Below are 18,197 nucleotides of genomic sequence, written 5' to 3'. Positions count from 1 at the left end.
CGAGGGAAGTAGTAGTTGGGTGAATGGATGTTTAACAGATGTTTAACAGTTGTAGAGGATACAACTTTCGGGGTTTAGGGTGATTTCCTGGGAATTGTTAATGGTATCAGGAAGATGAGAACCTGGACCCATCCATATAGAATCAGAGGAATCTAACTTTTTGCGCCAAGTTTGACCGGAATTCTGGAAATGGTAGGTGACTGGTTGTTTATTAAAGTTCAATATACACAGAATTTGGGAGTTATCAGTCCACCGATGATAGGATACAAGTTTTTGGGATTCGTCGCTGGTGATTTTTTGGTTTTGGCGATCGCCTTTTTTAATAGCCGGAATCTCATGGCGTAGGCTAATCAGTTGTTTATAGAAACCTAAGAGGGTTTGATGGTGTCCCTGGCTGCGTTTTTCCCAATCAAGAATAGATTGCTTAAAGGTCTCAATACTTTGGGCATCTGGGGGTTCTCCGACGGCGTGAAACTCCTCAAATTCGGATTTTCTCCCCTGGCGAACCGCCTCGATTAAATCGGGGTCGCTGTGGCTGATAAAGTACAGAAATGGGGCAGTTTCTCCGTACTCTTCCCCCATAAATAGCATGGGAATATAGGGAGATAATAAGACGGTGGCGGCGGCTAATTTTAGGGCTGACAAGGAGGCGAGTTGAGATAACCTTTCTCCTAACATACGGTTGCCAATTTGGTCATGATTTTGACAGCATACCACAAATTGAGAGGGAGGGCGATCGCCTGCATAACTACCATGATAGCGATCGCGATTAGGGGAATAATCCCAGGAGTAGACAAAACTCTCAGATAGGGCTTTAGCCAAATCTGCACCTTTGCCAAAATCCTTATAATACCCGGTCAAATCTCCAGTAATTAAAGTTCTCAAAGCATGGTGAAAATCATCACTCCATTGGGCATCAATCCCATAACCTCCCAGGTTTTTGGGGTTAATAATTCTCACGTCATTTAAATCACTTTCAGCGATTAGGTAAAACTGGCGACCCTGTGCCTCAGATAGTGCAGCTACCTCGTCTGCCATTTCCTCTAAAATATGTTTAGCGCCCAAGTCATAAATAGCATGAATTGCATCTAATCGCAGTGCATCAATATGATAATCACGGAACCAATAGAGAACATTCTCTACCACGAAATTCCGCACCCCCGGACTACCAGCATCATCATAGTTAATGGCACTTCCCCAGGGTGTTTGATATTTAGAAGTAAAATAAGGTCCGAAATCACGGGTATAATTCCCCTCCGGTCCGAAGTGGTTATATACCACATCCAACACTACTGCCATTCCCTGTTGATGACAGGCATTAACGAGGGCTTTTAATCCTTCTGGTCCCCCATAGGAAGCCTGAACAGCGTAGGGATAAACGCCATCATAACCCCAGTTGCGACTACCAGGAAACTGGGAAACAGGCATTAATTCAATGGCGGTAATGCCTAAGTCTAATAATTCTCCCAGACGGGGAATAATAGCCTCAAAAGTACCCTCTGGGGTAAAAGTGCCAACGTGCAATTCATAGATAATTAAATCTGCCAGTGGGACTCCTGACCAGTTGCCATCTTGCCAATTAAAGGCATCATGATTAACGACCTGAGAGGGTCCGTGTACATCTTCTGGTTGATACTGAGAGGCGGGGTCAGGTCTAATGGTATCGGGATCAAGTTGGTAACGATAGCGAGTCCCTGGTGATACATCAGAAACGGTCACGCGCCAGTATCCCTCAGAGTCCTTAGTCATGGGAACTAGCCGGGGTGATGGGGTCTCGATTTGCAGATTGACAGTTTCTCGAATGGGAGACCAGACGACAAATTCACAGCGATCGCCTCCCAGATAGTTGGCACCAATTTTCATAGTCTGACCTCGCAGTTTAGGTTAACAGTTTAGGTTTCCTACTCGGGGATTTTTACCTGTACCGATACCTCGATAGGTTTAGTATTTTCTGAGGGTAGTTGTGGGGGGATAGACTGAGCAGCAGAGTGACCAAATTTGAACTTATCAGCCAAGGTATCTCTCTGATTGACCAGATAGATGCTCACCAAGGTTAATCCCACGCCCATTGATTGTAAAGGAGTCAGTACCTCTCCTAAAAACAGATTACCAAACAGTAGGGCAAAAATAGGGGTTAGGAAAGTGAGAGAACTGAGGCTAGTTAGGGAACCACTCGAAGCGAAATAAAAGAATAACCCATAAGCGATCGCACTGCCAAAAATAGTCGAATAAGCGATCGCCATCCAACCGCCGCCATCAATATTAACCCATTGGTCAGCCTCCCAGCCGCCGGACAACAGAAATAGAGGCAAACCGCCAATAATCATGTGCCAACCCGTCCCCACCACCGGGTCACAGTGGCGACATACTCCGCGCACCAAAACCGTCCCCACCGCCATAGACAAAGCCGCCAATAGCATCAACCATTCGCCACTCTCAAATAGTTGTACAGTCACAATTTCTTCTGCAGGTAGCAAGTTCAACCACCCCAAAATCAACTGATCCGGTAAACCAATAGCACTAATACCAATCACCCCAATTACCAACCCCAACCATCCCCAAAACCGGATGCTTTCATTAAACAGCCACAGACAGAGAATTGCTACCGCCAGAGGTTGGGTGTCAATCATCACCGACCCCAAACCCGCATTAGTTCTCACCAGTCCTTCAGCCAGGAAACCCTGAAACAAAGCCCCATCCACCACAGCAAATAGGCCAATCCATAGCCAGGCTTTCCAGGTTTTAGGTTGAGGTCTTCCTTGGATGAAGCAAAATAATAGAACCAACACCCCCGCCGGAACCAATCTCATCCCCGCCATAAATAACGGTGTAGTGTGGGGAATTACCCCTTTCATGGCTACCATTGCCGTACCCCATAGGAAAAATGGCGCGATCAGCAATAATGGTTTGAAGGGTAAATCCGTGTTGGTCTGCTTTGTTAGCATTGGCAAGTTTTCTCCCAGGAATCTTTTAATATAGACTCACTCCATCGTGTTGAGGGTGAGTTGTGCTATTTATAGCAGTAGACGCAACGTGAAACCTAGATTTTGGCCTTTTTATGTCCGGTGTTCCTGATTCCCTGTCCCCTGCTATATGTAGTTTCGTTAAGTTACCGTTCCCATCATAGGGGTTAACTGCCAAAAAGTCTAGGCAGGGCGGATCACATCGGCTAATATAGCCCCCCGTAGGATTATACTTAAATCAGGTAGCTGTACTCCTCGATATATACTAGGTGTTTAGCCTTAGCCAATTTTGGCTGTTTGGTGGTCTCGGCCATACCCGTCCCATTTGATTAAGCCCCAAAAGTTCATGATTTGGCCATTTAAGTCTCGTTTTCGTAAACAAATTGCTCGCATCGAAATTAGTGGTGCTATTGCTGGTGATACCCGCAAGCGGGTTTTAGAGGCACTGAAAACCGTTGAAGAACGGAAATTTCCCGCCCTCCTGCTGAGGATTGATAGTCCTGGCGGCACCGTTGGCGACTCCCAGGAAATTTATAGCGCCCTTAAATCTTTAAGAAAAAAAGTCAAAATTGTTGCCAGTTTTGGCAATATTTCTGCCTCTGGTGGTGTCTATATTGGCATGGGGGCTGAACATATTATGGCTAATCCTGGCACTATTACAGGCAGTATTGGTGTAATTCTGCGCGGAAATAACTTAGAAAGACTACTGGAAAAAGTTGGCGTTTCTTTTAAGGTAATAAAATCAGGACCTTATAAGGATATTTTAGCTTTTGACCGGGAATTAACGGAACCGGAACAGCAAATTCTTCAAGAATTGATTGATACGAGTTATCAACAGTTTGTCAGCACTGTGGCTGAGTCTCGAAATTTGGAAATTGAGGCGGTGCGCTCTTTTGCTGATGGGCGCATTTTTACGGGAGAACAAGCCCTACAGTTGGGGGTGATCGATCGCTTGGGAAGTGAAGAAGATGCCCGTCGGTGGACAGCGGAAATGGTGAATCTTGACCCCGATAAAACTGAATGCTGTACCCTAGAGAAGCCGAAATCTTTATTAAATCGGGTTCTCAGTAATAATCTGGCGGCGACTAACAGTATCTCAGATGCCCGAAATTGGGTAGAATTTGAGTTGGGAACCAGTGGTTTACCCCTGTGGCTGTATCGACCTTAAACATTCCCACGCAGGCGGTTAAACAATCACAGGCGAGGTGGTGTTTGACCACCTGTTAACCTATACTACTAAGCATCATAGGAGGATTTGGCGTGGAGTGGCAAGTTCGAGCGATTCGTGGCGCAACTACGGTTAGGGAAAATTCCATTGACGCAATTCGCGAAGCGGTGACAGAGCTACTGGATGAATTGGAAACTCGCAACCAGTTAGATCCAGAACAGATTATCAGTACGACTTTTTCTGTGACTCGCGATTTGGATGCGGTTTTTCCGGCGGCGATCGCCAGAGAACGTCCCCACTGGCAAAATGTTCCCCTGTTAGATGTCCAGCAAATGTATGTCAAGGGTAGCCTAGAACGCTGTATTCGCTTTCTCGTTCATGTCAATTTTCCCAGTCACAAAACTCAAGTACATCATCCCTATTTACGAGGTGCAAAAAACCTCCGCCCTGACTGGAGTTTAACATCCTTAAATCATTGATCAAATCATCCCCCAGACCGGGGGAAATGGTGCGTCAGTTGTTCATCACCGGCTTTTCATGGCGATTTCGGGGGTCTGACGCACCCTACCATACAGACCGGGGAAAATGGTGCGTCAGTTGTTCATCACCGGCTTTTCATGACGATTTCGGGGGTCTGACGCACCCTACCATACAGACCGGGGGAAATGGTGCGTCAGTTGTTTATCACCGGCTTTTCATGGCGATTTCGGGGGTCTGACGCACCCTACCATACAGACCGGGGAAAATGGTGCGTCAGTTGTTCATCACCGGCTTTTCATGACGATTTCGGGGGTCTGACGCACCCTACCATACAGACCGGGGGAAATGGTGCGTCAGTTGTTTATCACCGGCTTTTCATGGCGATTTCGGGGGTCTGACGCACCCTACCATACAGACCGGGGGAAATGGTGCGTCAGTTGTTTATCACCGGCTTTTCATGACGATTTCGGGGGTCTGACGCACCCTACGAGTTGGATTCGGGAGACCCTAGGGGTTTTTGGGTGGGAATACCAACAGGACGGGGAAAGCGATCGGGTGTGGGTTTAATTTTCCGTAAATAGACGCAGTGGCGGACACTTTCGGTTACAGGAGTGACAAAGGCTTCCACGGAGTCTAGTTTACCGCCCAAGGGAGCGATCGCATTTTCTAAATCCTGCTGTTCCTGTGGGGTCCATTGACCGCGATATAGTACCGCCACCCCGCCAATTTTCAATAGGGGTAAACTATATTCAGCCGCCACCGTAGCCGCCGCTACAGCCCGTAATACGACCAAATCATAAGTTTGGCGATGGTCAGACTGTTGGGCGATCGCTTCTACCCGTCCCAAATAGGGGATAGCATTTTCCAGACCCAAACGAGGGACTAGAGTTTGTAAAAAAGCAATTTTCTTACCGGTACTATCAAGCAATGTGACTTCTGCTTGGGGAATAGCGATCGCGATCGGAATACCAGGAAAACCCGCCCCAGTACCAATATCAATCACCCGCAAAGGCAATTTATCCCCGGACAACCAGGGTGCGACCCCCCGCAAAGAATCCCATAAATGCTTTTCCCAAAACCCCACCGGATCAGTAATGCGGGTTAAATTAAGCCGTTGATTACCCGCCAAAATCTGCTCATAGAGTACATTAAATATTTGCAGTTGGCGATCGCTAGGTATCCAACCCAGAGTTTCCCAACCTTCCGACTGAATTTCCCCCAAACCCAATTCCTCCAAAACTATCGTCACACCACAGCCGGATCGACATTTTTCAGCAAAGTCTGCGGGTCAGCAGGTTGCAAATTGCCATGATCAAGTCGCCAACAACAATCGGCAATTTCCAACAGATCCCCCGCATCATGGGTAACAACCAATAAAGTCCAGTGAGATTTTAACTTGTCCAGCAAAGCCACCAACTGCCGCCGCATTGACCAATCTAAGCCCGCTGTCGGCTCATCTAACATCAATAAATGAGGTTGTCTGATTAATTGTACCGCTAAGGCTAACCGTCGCTGCTGTCCGCCACTGAGGGAATGGGGAGCCTTTTCTAAGGATAGACTCTCTAGCCCCACTTCCCCCAAAGCATTTTGCATCATATCGAGTCTGATTTCTGGGTGTCCCAGTCGCAACTCTTCCAAAATCGAGCCGCCGCAGAAATGTCGCTCTGGAAACTGAAACACTAAACCCGCCAGTTGCGGTAGTTGTTCAGAGGTTAACTCCTGTTCACGCCAGCGAATATCCCCTTTGGTTTTTTGAGCCAGACCCGCTAAAATTTCTAGTAATGTACTTTTACCAGAACCGCTACGGCCCACAATCAAGCCTAACTGTTGCGGAGGCAGTTCTAAATTAATATTATTCAGAATGGGAGCATTGCAGGCGGCCGGATGATAAAGCAAATTTCTGATATATAGCATTTGGAGGAATTCTAAATGTTACTCAAACCTATCAATCCTGGCACAAACTAGGTGCAGATGATAGTATCCCTCGATTCCCCTAGGGGCTAAATTTTGGTAAAACTCCAGCCCATTAGCATTTTCAAGGAAAGATCCCTATGATTAGCTTATCAAATCTTATAAAATCCATTCACCCCAAAACTATCACCCTGTTTGGTATTACCCCTATTGCGATCGCTCTGTTATCTTTAACTGCTACTGCGGCTGACCCCTTCCGCACTAATAATCCTAGGGTTATGGGTGAGCAAACCGAAGCCGCCTTTCGGGCTATGTTTGAGCGAGGACACTATGTTGAGGCGCAAAAGTACCTCAAACAGGCTGAACAGCTTGGTACTAATGAACCAATGGTTTTTGCTCTCCAAGCCTCTCTAGCTTATCAGGCTCAAGACTGGGATGCTATGAAACGCTACGCCGACCTAACTCTGCAAACTGCTCAATCTCTTATGGTTTCTGACCCTCTACGGGGAAATCTTTATATGGCGGTGGGTCATTTTTTAGAGGGTGCTTATATTGTCCAAACTCAAGGAACTATTAAGGGGGCTCCCCAGGCTTTAAATAAGCTGCAAACTGTGCTACGATTGATGAACGCCGCCGAACAAATTGATCCTCAAGACCCAGAGCTAAATTTGCTCAAGGGATATATGGATTTATTTCTGGGTTTAAATTTGCCCTTTTCTGACCCCATGGCTGCTGTAGAGCGCCTGCAACGTTACGCTGGTCCTCGTTATCTCGCCCTTTGGGGAATTGCGATCGCCTATCGAGATCTTGACCAATTAGACCGGGCTTTAACTATGGTTAACCAAGCCTTAGAAGAAGTGCCTTTTCATCCAGAATTGTTCTATCTCAAAGCTCAGATTCTCGCCTCTATGGGTAGGCAGAAAAATAACCCTCAGCTATTGGATGCTGCTTACCAGAGCTTTAATGTAGCATTATCACAACCTGATCAACTTCCTAAGCTGACCGTGGCTCAGATTTTTTATGAGCAGTGCAAAACTCTTAATAATATTGATAGCCTAGACCGCCCTTGTCATCCCCTACGCAATACCATCAGAGATACTAATGGCTTATGGGGACCCACTCAGTTACCGCCTTTATAACAGGCTGATCAACACCCCCTCAATTTATCTGTCATCCCCGATAATTTCCGGTTATTTCCGGTAATATAATGGCAGACTGGGGGGTTATCTACCTTAATCATCACCAAAAATAGAGAGGTTTAATCTGGTCTCATGGATGTAAAGTTTCGAGAGTTTAATCAATTTGATATCTGGATTTGGTTAAGGTTTAGCACGATTCCTTCCATGGTAGAAAGACAGTATATTGAGGAGGTTCTGAATTCCTGGTTTTTGTTGGGTAAATTGGGGGGCTTTAATGCCGAAAAAATGCAGGTGCAAGAAGTGGGTGTTGACCTCAATTATATGACCTATGAAAATGAAAGAAATCGTGATGCTATGATGGCACTAATGCACAATATGGGGGAAGTAGAATATGAGGGACTGTGGGCGCGTTGTTGGTTTGATTTGGGAACCAGTGATGCTTTCGCTTTGGATGTTTTGATTAATTCTTTGGAACAACTGAGTGATGATTATGTCACCATAGAAGAGTTCATTATTGGCGGACAAAATCAAGATTGGCCCGTTTCCAATGATCGTCATGATCCTGATTTTGCTAACGATCGCATCTCTTGAATTGTTCCCCTCAAATCTCATTAGAGTACAATCGAATCATGGCTAAACAGAAAATTAGGGTAATTGCACTAGGATTAATTGAGGATAACGATCGCATTTTGGTGTCTCAGGGATACGACCAGGAAAAACAAATAACCTTTTATCGTGCTTTAGGAGGAGGTGTAGATTTTGGCGAACATAGTCGAGATGCACTCCAAAGGGAATTTCTCGAAGAACTCAACGCGGAAATTACTGATATAGAATACCTAGATTGCCTGGAAAGCATTTTCGTTTATAATGGTAGTCAGGGGCATGAAATTATTCAACTGTATAGATGTAAATTTGTTGATCGCCAATTTTATCAACAGGAGCAAATCCCCTTTAAGGAAGGCGATCGCCAAAAATTAGCCCTATGGGTTCGGGTGGAGAGATTTAAGTCAGGAGAAGCTCAACTTGTTCCTGAAGGCTTTATCAAATTCCTGGGGTAGTCCTGTCCTTGTACTCAATAGGTGATCCATCATGTCACATCAACAACACCATCATCAACAACCCTATCAACATCACGACCACAACCACGATCAAGTTGAAAAACCAGTTAACCCGATCATTGCCAAACTCAAGGCGATCGCCCAGCCGAGGGTGTGGGGACCCATTGGTGTAATTTCCCTAGTGAGTATATTTGTATGGGAAGTCTCAGAAAATCCCGAACTCTATCGGATTGACTGGGAATCGGAAACCTCCGAAAGCGGACTATCTCCCGAAGAATTGGCGATCGCTGCCGAAATTGACAGTTCAGGCTTACTAATCGAAGAATTACGCCGAAACTCCCCTGAGGATGTTAGCCTATTTAACAATCCTATCCAAGGCGGAGAAGACGTATTCGAGGAAGTTCGCCGCCGTAACTCTAGGTCTGATCAAAATACCCAAACTGAGAGTTCCAGAAACTCACGACCCACTGAAATAACCAGCACCCTACCTGAACCATTCCCCGAACCCACAGCCACCAGTCCCTTTAATGCTACCAGCCAGGCTCTGCAAAATACCCAAAATACCCAAAATAATAGACCCGGATCCTTTGGTTTATTAGGGTGGGGAAACTCAACTGACCAGGACAATCAAGAAACCCTAACTAACTCCCCCTTAGCACCCACCCCACTACAGGCGGCGATGGGTCAGTCTTTCTCATCATCGACAAGTGAATCCGAAGGCGAAACCCAAACCCCAACTCAAGGGATGTTCAACCCTCTGATAGTCACTGGAAGCAGCAATAGTCAGGTGGCTACCCCATCATCGACAAATGGGGATAATAACACCAACACCGCCTCTGGTATTCCTCTACCCGCATACGCACCCCCAGTTCAAATTCCCGAAGCGAGTTGGGTGGTTCCCAGAACTGTAGCTCCTATTGATGGAACTAATGCAGCCACTGTTGATGTAGCCCCCAACCCATATCAAACTAACCGTTCCCTACCTCAGCCATTATCTGGAACCCAGCCAGGTGGTGTACCACCAGCCCCTGTGCTACCCCCCAACCGCGCTAACCCCCACGGACAATATAACTACACCGGAACTAATCCTTTTGGGCGTAATCAGCCTCAGACGGACAATTCTGGTTTTTCCAACTTTCAGCCTGCCACCCCTAATCCCAATAACTATGTGGTAGGTCCCACCAATTTAAACCCAAATAATCAAAATCAAGTGATTCAGCAACAGGCCCCCTTTACTGCTCCTCGCAGCACTCCCGGTCGCGTGATTGGTGGTGGTAGAATCAACAGTTTCTCTAACCCCTAAGAGTTAAGTTTTATGAGGTTTTGAGTGTTTGTACTTAATTCAGAGTTAAACTCGGACTAAAGTCTATGGAGGAATAGGCTGTGTCTACATCTATCCAGTTTATCGATGGACTTGACGAGGAACTCGGTGGGGTTAGCCTCCGCAAACGCCGAGACAGCAACACCAAGATTGTCGTTTTAGTCTTTAATCAACTCAAGGCGATCGAAAAACTCAGGGCTTATCGCAAACAAATTAGCCATTTATGGCTCCGGGATGAGGAAGGAGAAATCCGCGTCAGTCCCACAGGTGTTAAGTTCTTCTATGTAGGAGATGACGAACTCTCGAAAGCCGAATGTACTTTTGAGGTTCATTCTGAGGATATTTTTGGGCGGGTGATGAGATTTTTGCATCGCTACGCTGATGACCATGGCTTTGAGTATAATGCCAATTGATTTGTTAACAACCCCGCCCTTTTCAGAGGACGGGGCTTGCATATCACAAAATTGGGTTTTTGTCAATAGGGTGGAAAATGACGCTCCGATTTTCTCGTAAAACTCGTGCATCGGGAATTTTAAATTTTGCCGAGATAATATTCTGGATTACGATAGAATAAGGGTTGTAGGCTTTATTTGGGGATGAAGACACAATAAGCCCTTGGTAACGATTTCTTCGAGGATACCACAACCCCTATAATCTCGTCAACTTTTTGCAAGCAATTTTCAATAAAAATGTATCAATTCTTAACAATCTTTTAAAAATTAAATCGATTCGGGTTGATATATTAGCGAAAGTTATTATAAAATTAATTCATTGAAATTTATGGCTGTGACTGGTAAATGGTTTTCGTCTGTATCGCAAATATTTGGGGTGGGTTTATCTTCTGTAGTTTTGAGCGCGATCGCATCATTAAGCCCTGCTCACAGCGCCGAGGAGATGGTCATATCCTATGGTATAGCGAACACCTCAATTGCCATAGCTGACCTGGAAAAATTTGTCGAGTCTGGGGAGAGTACACCGCTTTTATTTGTGTATGGTTATTTACTGAATATCCAGGATACCGAAGGATTAAGAAGAGCTTTAAAATCCCCTTTTGAAGCCAGCCCTTGGAGTATAGATCGGTTTTTAAATTCACCAACGGGAGAAACCATTTTGCGGCGCATGGGTAGAGTGGTGAACACGGTCAGCGGAGAAAATGGTTATATGGCTCTAAAAACAGCGATCGCCCAAGCCTCTAAACGTCCAGAAGGTCTAACCATTATGGGTATTCTACAGGAGTTTCCTGATGCTCAAATTCGCATTGATTTAGATTTTAGTATCCATGTGATCCAGGAAACAAGTCAGGTGTTATTTAGAAATCAGACAATTATCGAGCAAATATCACAGCAGGAGAGGGGCGAAAAGACTGCTAACCTGACAGAGCAACAAAGATTTACGATTCCTAACCCTCGCGATATGGGACCCTATAGCTGGAGAGAAGCAGAGGTAGTATTTTTCAATCCTAATCGCGATCGCCCTTCGCCACTGTTTTTATACTTACCAGAAAACATAAACAGACCCGCACCCCTAATTATTATTTCCCACGGGTTAGGGTCAGACCCAAAAACCTTTAACTATTTAGCCGAACATCTCGCTTCTCACGGTTTTGCGGTAGCCATTCCCGAACATATCGCCACCAGTGCTAATCGTTTTGAAGGATTTTTACAAGGTTTCGAGGAACCTCCCAACTCTTCAGAATTTGCCGATCGCCCCACAGATATTAGCTATTTACTAGACTTACTGGAAGAAAAATCAGCTTCTGACCCATTTTGGCGAGAAAATTTAGATTTGGAAAATGTTGGCGTAGTTGGTCAATCTTTTGGGGGGTATACGGTGTTAGCCTTAGCGGGAGCGAAATTAAATCCCCAAATACTCAGCCAGTATTGTCGTGATCTTTCCAATCAGCGCATTACCCTCAATTTATCAATTATCCTCCAATGTCGAGCTTTGGAAGTGGCTTTAGAACGTCAGAACTTTCGGGACCCTAGAATTAAGGCGGCGATCGCTATTAACCCCTTTACCAGCTTAGTCTTTGGTGAAGGTGGAATGGCTGCTATTAATATTCCCCTGGCGATCGTATCAGGAACCAATGATTATATTACCCCAGCTATTGCAGAACAAATTAAGCCTTTCACCTGGTTAACCAACTCCGACAACATCCTAGTGTTATTTGAGAGAGGGACTCATTTCTCCTTTTTGCAAGAAGAGGGGGGACAAGTACCCATCCCCCCAGAAATTATTGGTCCTGACCCTAACCTCGCCTATCCCTATTTAAAAGCCCTCAGCCTGACTTTTTTTAACCTACATATACGCCGAGAGTTAGATAACCGCAATTACTTAAATGAGGCTTATCTAAATACTATAGGTTCCAGCGTGTTTCAGATGACCATTTTGGAGGAGTTGACTCCTGAACAACTGGAAAGAGCTTTCCAGCAGCCCTAAATTAATCACCAATTTGCATTTTCACCGTCAGGGTTTTGAGTTGTTCATTCATCCAGCGATCGAACAATTCATCCTGCAACTGTTTTTTAATGCCTTTGGTTTCCAAAGTCACCTCGATAAATTCTTCAATTCTAAACAAACACCAGCGCCCTTCGACTTCAAAAGGTCCGATAATTTGACCCACCTTAGCCCCTTCAATCGTAGGTTTTAACGTATCTGGTAATGTGGCTTTACTTACCGCTCCCATCATGCCATTAACCCGGCGTTCTGTGGTGACGGAATATTCCCGTGCTAAAGCCTCAAAACTGCCCTCTCCTGAGTCAATTTTGCTTTTTAAACTTTGAGCCATTTCATAGTCATCAACCACAATTCGTGACATGACTACGGAATCTAAAAACGGTTTGCGTTCTTGGAAATATTCCTCCAAATTCTCTTTAACTACTGCGAGTTTGAGAGTTTCCCGTTTAAACCCATTGGAAACCTGATCATGAAAACTTTTGTAGGTCAAGCGGTTTTCATCGAGCCAAGTTTGGAAGGCTTGGGGGTCGCTGAGATTACGTTCCAGGCGGAAATTAATCACGGCTTGCTCAATGGCGGCTGCATTGGAGTTTGTGTCATCGCGAGATTGCAGTTCTTTATCAATTACATATTGCCTGAGAATATTAGCCAGAAATTCCTGCAATTTTCCCGAATTTTGTAGATATTGTAATGATTGACTCAGGGTAATAGAGTCGTTATCATTAATGGTCAAAAATGGTTGAGACATAGGTAAAAATAATTTGAACTTGGTTGTTAATCTAACTGGAGTATACACCCCAGACTTCATCCCCCCCTAATATAGCAATTATCTCAGATTTTGGTGTGCTATATACTGGGCTAATCTGGCGGTTTAAAACTGAATCGGGAGTTGAAAATAGACAACTGCTAACAGGATAGCAACGATCGCCCCAATTAGGGTATTGATAAAATTGACAACTTCATTGGTAAGCCATTCAACCTGACCCTGCCAAGTAGCACCGATCAGGCTTTCCAGGTTAGTAGCGATAAACGCTGCTATTATACACCATAACAGCCCTATGGCATCAATTAAACCCACTGACCAGCCCACCATAGCCATGGCTAGGGATGCTACCACACCAGCCACAGTTCCTTCTAGGCTGATAGCGCCTTCTGTACCGCGCGGGACTGGCTGCATGGTAGTAATTAAGAAAGTTCGTTTTCCATAGGCTTTACCGACCTCTGAGGCACAGGTATCAGAGAGTTTAGTGCTGAAACTGGCAACATATCCTAACATCAGTAAAGGTGTGGCGATCGCAGTTATGGGACTATCAGCCATCAGCCACTTTAACCCCAAAACTCCCACAGCACAAAGTGCCGCAGTTAAGGCAGATCCCCAGACATTTTCTGGCCCCCTAGCACCCGATCGCTTTTCGGCTATACCCGCCGCCTCTTTTTCAGCCATCCCAATGCGGGTCACGGATGATCCGATAACGAAATAAAACCCCACCACCATATATCCGGGTCCTTGGAGACTTACCCAGACCAACACCCCTAAAATCCAAGCGTGTACAATACCAGAGGGGGTTAAGAGTTTTTTGGGTAGTAGGGCGACAATTCCCAATAGTAGGGTATTAATAGCGATCGCTGCTACCGGTGGATTCGATAATAATGATAGCTGTGGATACATAAGATTTTAAATCACTTTGCTTTGTGGGAATTTTAGGGGAGTTCTCAAAGCCTTCTCCACTGCTGTGATACAGTTGGGATCTTTAACCATCCAAGCGTGTAGTCGGACATCAAGGATAATTTCCTCCCCCCAATTCAGGTGTGAACTGTTCGCCGGAACAATCATCAGATCAAATTTAGTCCAGATTGAGGTAAAATTGAGGCGATCGAGCATTCCTATATTATTATTCAAATCTAACAGTAGGGGGCTGTTGGGGCGCATTTGCGCCGCCGCCTTGGTTGGATAGAAGTTAGCTGTCATAGTTCCGTTATGGGGGGAAGAAATGGTGATTAACCTTTGGACTCGTTCAATTCCCCCTAGCTTCTGTACATAGTAGCGACTGACAATTCCCCCCATACTAAAACCTACCAGGTCAAAGGGTTGATTGGGGGCAAAGTTTTGATCAGCATATTCGACAATTTGCTCTGCTAGGCATTCTATGCTACTTAATCCGTAATTGGGACACAGGTTGAAGCTATGCACCTCCCAGCCCTTTTGTCTCAGGTGCTTAGACATAACTCGGAAAATGGCGATCGTGTCGAAAATACCATGAATCAGTAAAACCGGATTACAGGCTTGATTGTTGTTCATCTGGCAATTATGAGAATTTGTGAATCAGTGTAAATAATTCTGTCGATTTTGTCTCTTTTTGTCACAAATCACCCTCATAAATGGGGTTTGTGTAAAGTTTTGTAAACAATTGTGGACAAATCTTGCCGATAATTTTAATCTGAAATCTAACTTGTGATTAGCTAATGAGTGTCAATTTTCTAAAAACTGAACGGAGTAGGTTTAATGTTAGCCATTGGTAAACTGTTTGGACGTAGTAAAAAATCTGATTATTTTTTAGAGTTTGATGAGGCTAAGGGAACCACAGCAGAACCGAGTCCAACTGTAGCCCCCAAAGCTGAAGCCCCCAAAGCTGAAGCCCCCAAAGCTGAAGCCCCCAAAGCTGAAGCCCCGAAAGCTGAAGCCCCCAAAGCTGAAAAGCCAGAAAAAACCAAGAAATCTGTAGCCAAGAAATCCCCAGAAGCAGCAAAGGCTAATGTAGCTGCTACTCCAGCCCCTGCTGCTGTGGCTAAGGTAGCCTCATCCTCTGCGCCCCTAAATGGTGGTATGAGCAAAACGCCGGAGGGGATGACATTTGCTACAGACTACTTACTTCCCAAGTCTACGGCTAATCGTCGTCGTCCCGGTCCCAACATGAATATGTTTAGGGATATGGCACGTCAGATGTCCTCGAAATAATTAAGATAAGTCCCAATTGACATTGGCAATAATGGTGTCATAGGACAAAAGCTGGAAATTGATCGAGCCTTGGTCTGTCTTGACTGATATCAAGTTTTGGGGAATGTTGAGGGTAACTTGGTGATAACCCCAAGCCCTCATCTGTTTGATCACCTCCCCAGCTTTACAACCAATAAAGCGTTTAAGTTCTTGGTTACTAGGGGTGTAGCTAAGGGAGTTGTGCTGCTTATGTTCAACTGGTGATGGGTTGTTGGGATATGCACAGGTGGGGCTGTTGATGAGATCACTTTTTTGTCTTAGGTGAGCCAAATAGGTGAGAGATGCCATGTCTTAATCTCCTGAGAATGAATTGAGGAAGATTTTGAGCTTATTACCTAGGATGGAGAACTACAGATATGGAGTCAATGGGGACTCCAGCCAGAATCTGAATTGTCTACTTTCTAGGTCAAGCGGTGAAAGTTCACCTAGGAGGGCAAAAACAGGAGGAGGTAAACCGTGGGACTCCCTAGTTTAGGGTAGATCAAGAATATCCCCCCTGTTTGAAGCATATTCAGTTACGCAATATCACCCAGTCAGGTGATGTCAAAATAGCTGGGAACTGATACATTAACAACTGAGATGCTACGAATAGGTGAGTTATCCATCAGCCGCAAGCTGGTGGATTTTTTGATCCAGAGTCAATTATGGCCATAAAAGACTAAAACGTAAACTGATTTGGCCTAAAAACGGGAAAACTTAGCAAAAATTTAATTATTGGTTAGTTTTGGGGCTCCCGGTCGATTTTTCGGCGGCGCTTGTATGGGTTTATTTGGGGGTGATTGAGAATATTGGCCACGATACTGAGAGCCAATATGTAGCGATCGCTCTCCCAAACCCCGATTGCGATCTAAAATCAAATATGAATAAGTGTTAACGAAAGCGAGTAAGGATGTCATGACCTCTCAAGTTCTGGTGGAAAAACAAAAGTTAGAAAAAACCCCCCTGGATATTCACTATTTAGGCGATCGCGTTTTACGACAGCCAGCCAAACGGGTTTCGCGCATTGACGATGAAATTCGGCAACTGGTGCGCGAGATGTTACAAACCATGTATAGTGCCGATGGTATTGGTCTAGCCGCGCCTCAAGTAGGGGTACACAAACAGGTAATCGTGATTGACTGTGAACCCGATAATGCAGCGACTCCCCCCCTAGTGTTGATTAACCCGACCATCAAAAAGTCAAGCCGGGAGTTATCACCTTTCCAGGAAGGATGTTTAAGTATTCCAGGGGTTTATATGGATGTCGTGCGTCCAGAAGAAGTAGAAGTTACCTTTAAGGATGAAAACGGCCGTCCTAGGACTATATTGGCGACTGAGTTACTTTGTCGCGCCATTCAACATGAAATTGACCACCTACAGGGGGTATTATTTGTCGATCGCGTTGACAATCAATTAGCCCTGAATGAGGAATTGGCTAAATATAAGTTTTCTCCGAAAGCGGTCAAGCCTGTTAAATAGCACCGGTTACTGAACAAGTTAAATAATGTGGGGTCAAAACTGATCATGGTTGGAACGCCAAAAAGTGGTTTATTATTAGCCGGATCGTGTATTACAGCGATCGCCGCCGTTGGTTCAATTTTTGAACTTTCCTCTGGGGAACCAGAATTAGGGGGATTAATCACAGGGATTATTCTAGCCTTGAGTATACCCCTATCTGTGATACTATTTTGGGCAGCGGTTCAAGATGCCCGCGCCAATCAGTAGACCAACACGCCCAAAGACCGTAGGGTTAAGGCTCTACGGTCGGAATTTACAAGTTAAATTTTTTTGTATTTTAAAGGTTCACAAAATTGTTCAATCCCAGTTTTTAACACATAAATAACCACGGGAGTTACCAGTAGGGGCGGGCATTGATTTTGGTAAATTAAATGGGCGACTATCGGGGCTATATTAGACTGCAATAAATCCTCTTGATAGGTAGGTTCACAGATAGTAACTCGGTGGCGCTTGGCTAAACCATCAAGCCAATTTTCTGATGTAGTGGGGGATTGACCGACATTAATCGCCATAGAAATCGCGGCATCTTCGATATCACCCTCGCAGTCTTCAATCATATCTAAGGCTTGTAATGCTGAGGAATATTCAGCCAATTGGGAACGAAATTGAGCAATTTCTTGAGAAGTCAGAATGAGATTAGACATAGATTATCAATCAGCTTTAAATTAAATCGGAAACCCGATCATGATCAAACCAAGTCGCCAAAGCGATCGCCAAAGCATCCGCCGCATCATCGGGCTTAGGTATCGCCTGTAAGTTTAACTCCCTAGCTACGGCTTCTTGCACCTGATATTTTTTAGCATTACCATATCCGGTCAATGCTTGTTTAATCTGAGCCGGGGTCAACTCAAATATAGGAAGGTGTCGTTGAGCCAAAACCAACACCAAAACCCCCCTAGCTTGAGCCACTGCGATCGTATTTCCCATGCGGTAAAAAAACAATTTTTCGACACCGACAAGATCCGGTTGCCATTGTTCGAGTAGGGTATGGAGGTCAGCATAAATAGTTTGTAGGCGATCGCCCAGGGGTTGATGAGCCTCAGTTTGAATCGCCCCAAAGTCAATCACCGAGAACAAAGACCTTCCCCCAGCCTCGCCAGTTTGACATTCAATAATCCCAAACCCCAAAGTTGCCAATCCTGGGTCCAACCCCATAATCCGAACTACCATAACCCGATACAGTAACACAGGCAAAGTTGCCTGTGATG

At 45.1% G+C, this 18,197-nt stretch carries 23 protein-coding genes; 12 read left to right on the top strand and 11 right to left on the bottom strand.

Features of this window, described 5'->3' with window-relative positions; all coding sequences use genetic code 11:
• Positions 1-42: 42 nt before the first annotated feature.
• Together treZ and N39L_RS00760 are read right to left on the bottom strand one after the other, a co-directional pair.
• Complete coding sequence (gene treZ / locus N39L_RS00765) at positions 43-1,863, bottom strand: malto-oligosyltrehalose trehalohydrolase (protein WP_006618232.1); 1,821 nt, start codon at positions 1,861-1,863, stop codon at positions 43-45.
• Positions 1,864-1,901: 38 nt separating this feature from the next.
• Positions 1,902-2,945, bottom strand: coding sequence for a DMT family transporter (locus tag N39L_RS00760; RefSeq protein ID WP_006618233.1), 1,044 nt, complete (start codon positions 2,943-2,945; stop codon positions 1,902-1,904).
• Between the two features lie 364 nt (positions 2,946-3,309).
• Here N39L_RS00760 and sppA point away from each other — a divergent pair, with 364 nt between their 5' ends.
• The 3 genes from sppA to N39L_RS00745 all read left to right on the top strand — a co-directional run bounded on the left by sppA (position 3,310) and on the right by N39L_RS00745 (position 4,849).
• Positions 3,310-4,131, top strand: a complete 822-nt coding sequence (gene sppA, locus N39L_RS00755; RefSeq protein ID WP_006618234.1) for a signal peptide peptidase SppA — start codon at positions 3,310-3,312, stop codon at positions 4,129-4,131.
• A gap of 92 nt (positions 4,132-4,223) precedes the next feature.
• Positions 4,224-4,610 carry a chorismate mutase gene (gene aroH, locus N39L_RS00750; RefSeq protein WP_006618235.1) on the top strand — a complete coding sequence of 129 codons (387 nt, stop codon included), beginning with the start codon at positions 4,224-4,226 and terminating at the stop codon, positions 4,608-4,610.
• Positions 4,607-4,849, top strand: coding sequence for a hypothetical protein (locus tag N39L_RS00745; protein ID WP_014273977.1), 243 nt, complete (start codon positions 4,607-4,609; stop codon positions 4,847-4,849). The genes aroH and N39L_RS00745 overlap by 4 nt, the downstream gene beginning before the upstream one ends.
• A 246-nt stretch (positions 4,850-5,095) precedes the next feature.
• Here the strand turns inward: N39L_RS00745 and rsmG are convergent, their stop codons facing one another.
• Both rsmG and N39L_RS00735 read right to left on the bottom strand, forming a co-directional pair.
• On the bottom strand, positions 5,096-5,860 hold the full coding sequence (gene rsmG, locus N39L_RS00740; protein WP_014273976.1) for a 16S rRNA (guanine(527)-N(7))-methyltransferase RsmG: 765 nt from the start codon (positions 5,858-5,860) through the stop codon (positions 5,096-5,098).
• Complete coding sequence (locus N39L_RS00735) at positions 5,857-6,525, bottom strand: ABC transporter ATP-binding protein (protein ID WP_006617410.1); 669 nt, start codon at positions 6,523-6,525, stop codon at positions 5,857-5,859. The genes rsmG and N39L_RS00735 overlap by 4 nt, the downstream gene beginning before the upstream one ends.
• A gap of 137 nt (positions 6,526-6,662) precedes the next feature.
• Here N39L_RS00735 and N39L_RS00730 point away from each other — a divergent pair, with 137 nt between their 5' ends.
• From N39L_RS00730 to N39L_RS00705, 6 genes are all read left to right on the top strand, one after another.
• A complete protein-coding gene (locus N39L_RS00730) occupies positions 6,663-7,661 on the top strand; it encodes a Sll0314/Alr1548 family TPR repeat-containing protein (RefSeq protein ID WP_006617411.1) in 999 nt (332 codons plus the stop codon).
• A gap of 132 nt (positions 7,662-7,793) precedes the next feature.
• Complete coding sequence (locus tag N39L_RS00725; RefSeq protein WP_006617412.1) at positions 7,794-8,252, top strand: DUF3531 family protein; 459 nt, start codon at positions 7,794-7,796, stop codon at positions 8,250-8,252.
• Between the two features lie 38 nt (positions 8,253-8,290).
• Positions 8,291-8,719, top strand: a complete 429-nt coding sequence (locus tag N39L_RS00720) for an NUDIX hydrolase (RefSeq protein WP_006617413.1) — start codon at positions 8,291-8,293, stop codon at positions 8,717-8,719.
• Positions 8,720-8,750: 31 nt separating this feature from the next.
• Positions 8,751-10,022, top strand: coding sequence for a hypothetical protein (locus N39L_RS00715; RefSeq protein ID WP_006617414.1), 1,272 nt, complete (start codon positions 8,751-8,753; stop codon positions 10,020-10,022).
• Positions 10,023-10,102: 80 nt separating this feature from the next.
• Positions 10,103-10,453 carry a photosystem II reaction center protein Psb28 gene (psb28, locus tag N39L_RS00710; RefSeq protein WP_006617415.1) on the top strand — a complete coding sequence of 117 codons (351 nt, stop codon included), beginning with the start codon at positions 10,103-10,105 and terminating at the stop codon, positions 10,451-10,453.
• A gap of 367 nt (positions 10,454-10,820) precedes the next feature.
• Positions 10,821-12,479, top strand: coding sequence for an alpha/beta hydrolase (locus N39L_RS00705; RefSeq protein ID WP_043467858.1), 1,659 nt, complete (start codon positions 10,821-10,823; stop codon positions 12,477-12,479).
• A 1-nt stretch (position 12,480) separates the two neighbouring features.
• Here the strand turns inward: N39L_RS00705 and N39L_RS00700 are convergent, their stop codons facing one another.
• From N39L_RS00700 to N39L_RS00690, 3 genes are all read right to left on the bottom strand, one after another.
• Positions 12,481-13,245 carry a peptidylprolyl isomerase gene (locus N39L_RS00700; protein ID WP_014273974.1) on the bottom strand — a complete coding sequence of 255 codons (765 nt, stop codon included), beginning with the start codon at positions 13,243-13,245 and terminating at the stop codon, positions 12,481-12,483.
• Positions 13,246-13,368: 123 nt separating this feature from the next.
• Entirely contained in the window at positions 13,369-14,166 is a 798-nt protein-coding gene (locus tag N39L_RS00695) for a TIGR00297 family protein (protein ID WP_006617418.1), read from the bottom strand.
• Between the two features lie 6 nt (positions 14,167-14,172).
• Positions 14,173-14,796, bottom strand: a complete 624-nt coding sequence (locus tag N39L_RS00690) for an esterase/lipase family protein (protein WP_006617419.1) — start codon at positions 14,794-14,796, stop codon at positions 14,173-14,175.
• 204 nt (positions 14,797-15,000) lie between these two features.
• On the opposite strand from N39L_RS00690, the gene N39L_RS00685 reads away from it, so the two are divergent.
• Positions 15,001-15,453, top strand: coding sequence for a hypothetical protein (locus N39L_RS00685; protein WP_014273973.1), 453 nt, complete (start codon positions 15,001-15,003; stop codon positions 15,451-15,453).
• Here N39L_RS00685 and N39L_RS00680 read toward each other — a convergent pair whose 3' ends face one another.
• Both N39L_RS00680 and N39L_RS00675 read right to left on the bottom strand, forming a co-directional pair.
• A complete protein-coding gene (locus N39L_RS00680; protein WP_006618352.1) occupies positions 15,454-15,780 on the bottom strand; it encodes a hypothetical protein in 327 nt (108 codons plus the stop codon). It lies immediately after the preceding gene.
• Positions 15,781-16,199: 419 nt separating this feature from the next.
• On the bottom strand, positions 16,200-16,388 hold the full coding sequence (locus tag N39L_RS00675; protein ID WP_006618353.1) for a hypothetical protein: 189 nt from the start codon (positions 16,386-16,388) through the stop codon (positions 16,200-16,202).
• Between N39L_RS00675 and def the strand changes: the two genes are divergently transcribed.
• On the top strand, positions 16,387-16,950 hold the full coding sequence (gene def / locus N39L_RS00670) for a peptide deformylase (protein WP_006618354.1): 564 nt from the start codon (positions 16,387-16,389) through the stop codon (positions 16,948-16,950). The two genes, N39L_RS00675 and def, sit on opposite strands and share 2 nt — an antisense overlap.
• Positions 16,951-16,995: 45 nt before the next feature.
• A complete protein-coding gene (locus N39L_RS00665; RefSeq protein WP_006618355.1) occupies positions 16,996-17,196 on the top strand; it encodes a hypothetical protein in 201 nt (66 codons plus the stop codon).
• Positions 17,197-17,249: 53 nt separating this feature from the next.
• Here N39L_RS00665 and N39L_RS00660 read toward each other — a convergent pair whose 3' ends face one another.
• A complete protein-coding gene (locus tag N39L_RS00660) occupies positions 17,250-17,633 on the bottom strand; it encodes a hypothetical protein (RefSeq protein WP_006618356.1) in 384 nt (127 codons plus the stop codon).
• 16 nt (positions 17,634-17,649) lie between these two features.
• Positions 17,650-18,159 carry a crossover junction endodeoxyribonuclease RuvC gene (gene ruvC, locus N39L_RS00655; RefSeq protein WP_014273972.1) on the bottom strand — a complete coding sequence of 170 codons (510 nt, stop codon included), beginning with the start codon at positions 18,157-18,159 and terminating at the stop codon, positions 17,650-17,652.
• Positions 18,160-18,197: the final 38 nt, after the last annotated feature.

This window comes from Limnospira platensis NIES-39, assembly GCF_026000695.1.
GTDB classification, from domain to species: Bacteria; Cyanobacteriota; Cyanobacteriia; order Cyanobacteriales; family Microcoleaceae; genus Limnospira; species Limnospira platensis.
Note: the sequence above shows the minus strand (reverse complement) of the source record. Positions and strands in the feature narration are given on the sequence as shown.

Excerpts from the sequence above, each read along its gene's own strand:
- N39L_RS00675 (WP_006618353.1), bottom strand. The coding sequence starts at position 16,388 with ATGACATCCTTACTCGCTTTCGTTAACACTTATTCATATTTGATTTTA.
- N39L_RS00700 (WP_014273974.1), bottom strand. The coding sequence starts at position 13,245 with ATGTCTCAACCATTTTTGACCATTAATGATAACGACTCTATTACCCTG.
- N39L_RS00735 (WP_006617410.1), bottom strand. The coding sequence starts at position 6,525 with ATGCTATATATCAGAAATTTGCTTTATCATCCGGCCGCCTGCAATGCT.
- N39L_RS00685 (WP_014273973.1), top strand. The coding sequence starts at position 15,001 with ATGTTAGCCATTGGTAAACTGTTTGGACGTAGTAAAAAATCTGATTAT.
- N39L_RS00680 (WP_006618352.1), bottom strand. The coding sequence starts at position 15,780 with ATGGCATCTCTCACCTATTTGGCTCACCTAAGACAAAAAAGTGATCTC.
- N39L_RS00695 (WP_006617418.1), bottom strand. The coding sequence starts at position 14,166 with ATGTATCCACAGCTATCATTATTATCGAATCCACCGGTAGCAGCGATC.
- N39L_RS00720 (WP_006617413.1), top strand. The coding sequence starts at position 8,291 with ATGGCTAAACAGAAAATTAGGGTAATTGCACTAGGATTAATTGAGGAT.
- def (WP_006618354.1), top strand. The coding sequence starts at position 16,387 with ATGACCTCTCAAGTTCTGGTGGAAAAACAAAAGTTAGAAAAAACCCCC.
- N39L_RS00705 (WP_043467858.1), top strand. The coding sequence starts at position 10,821 with ATGGCTGTGACTGGTAAATGGTTTTCGTCTGTATCGCAAATATTTGGG.
- N39L_RS00725 (WP_006617412.1), top strand. The coding sequence starts at position 7,794 with ATGGATGTAAAGTTTCGAGAGTTTAATCAATTTGATATCTGGATTTGG.
- N39L_RS00730 (WP_006617411.1), top strand. The coding sequence starts at position 6,663 with ATGATTAGCTTATCAAATCTTATAAAATCCATTCACCCCAAAACTATC.
- N39L_RS00760 (WP_006618233.1), bottom strand. The coding sequence starts at position 2,945 with ATGCTAACAAAGCAGACCAACACGGATTTACCCTTCAAACCATTATTG.
- N39L_RS00715 (WP_006617414.1), top strand. The coding sequence starts at position 8,751 with ATGTCACATCAACAACACCATCATCAACAACCCTATCAACATCACGAC.
- ruvC (WP_014273972.1), bottom strand. The coding sequence starts at position 18,159 with ATGGTAGTTCGGATTATGGGGTTGGACCCAGGATTGGCAACTTTGGGG.
- N39L_RS00690 (WP_006617419.1), bottom strand. The coding sequence starts at position 14,796 with ATGAACAACAATCAAGCCTGTAATCCGGTTTTACTGATTCATGGTATT.
- N39L_RS00665 (WP_006618355.1), top strand. The coding sequence starts at position 16,996 with ATGGTTGGAACGCCAAAAAGTGGTTTATTATTAGCCGGATCGTGTATT.
- treZ (WP_006618232.1), bottom strand. The coding sequence starts at position 1,863 with ATGAAAATTGGTGCCAACTATCTGGGAGGCGATCGCTGTGAATTTGTC.
- N39L_RS00660 (WP_006618356.1), bottom strand. The coding sequence starts at position 17,633 with ATGTCTAATCTCATTCTGACTTCTCAAGAAATTGCTCAATTTCGTTCC.
- sppA (WP_006618234.1), top strand. The coding sequence starts at position 3,310 with ATGATTTGGCCATTTAAGTCTCGTTTTCGTAAACAAATTGCTCGCATC.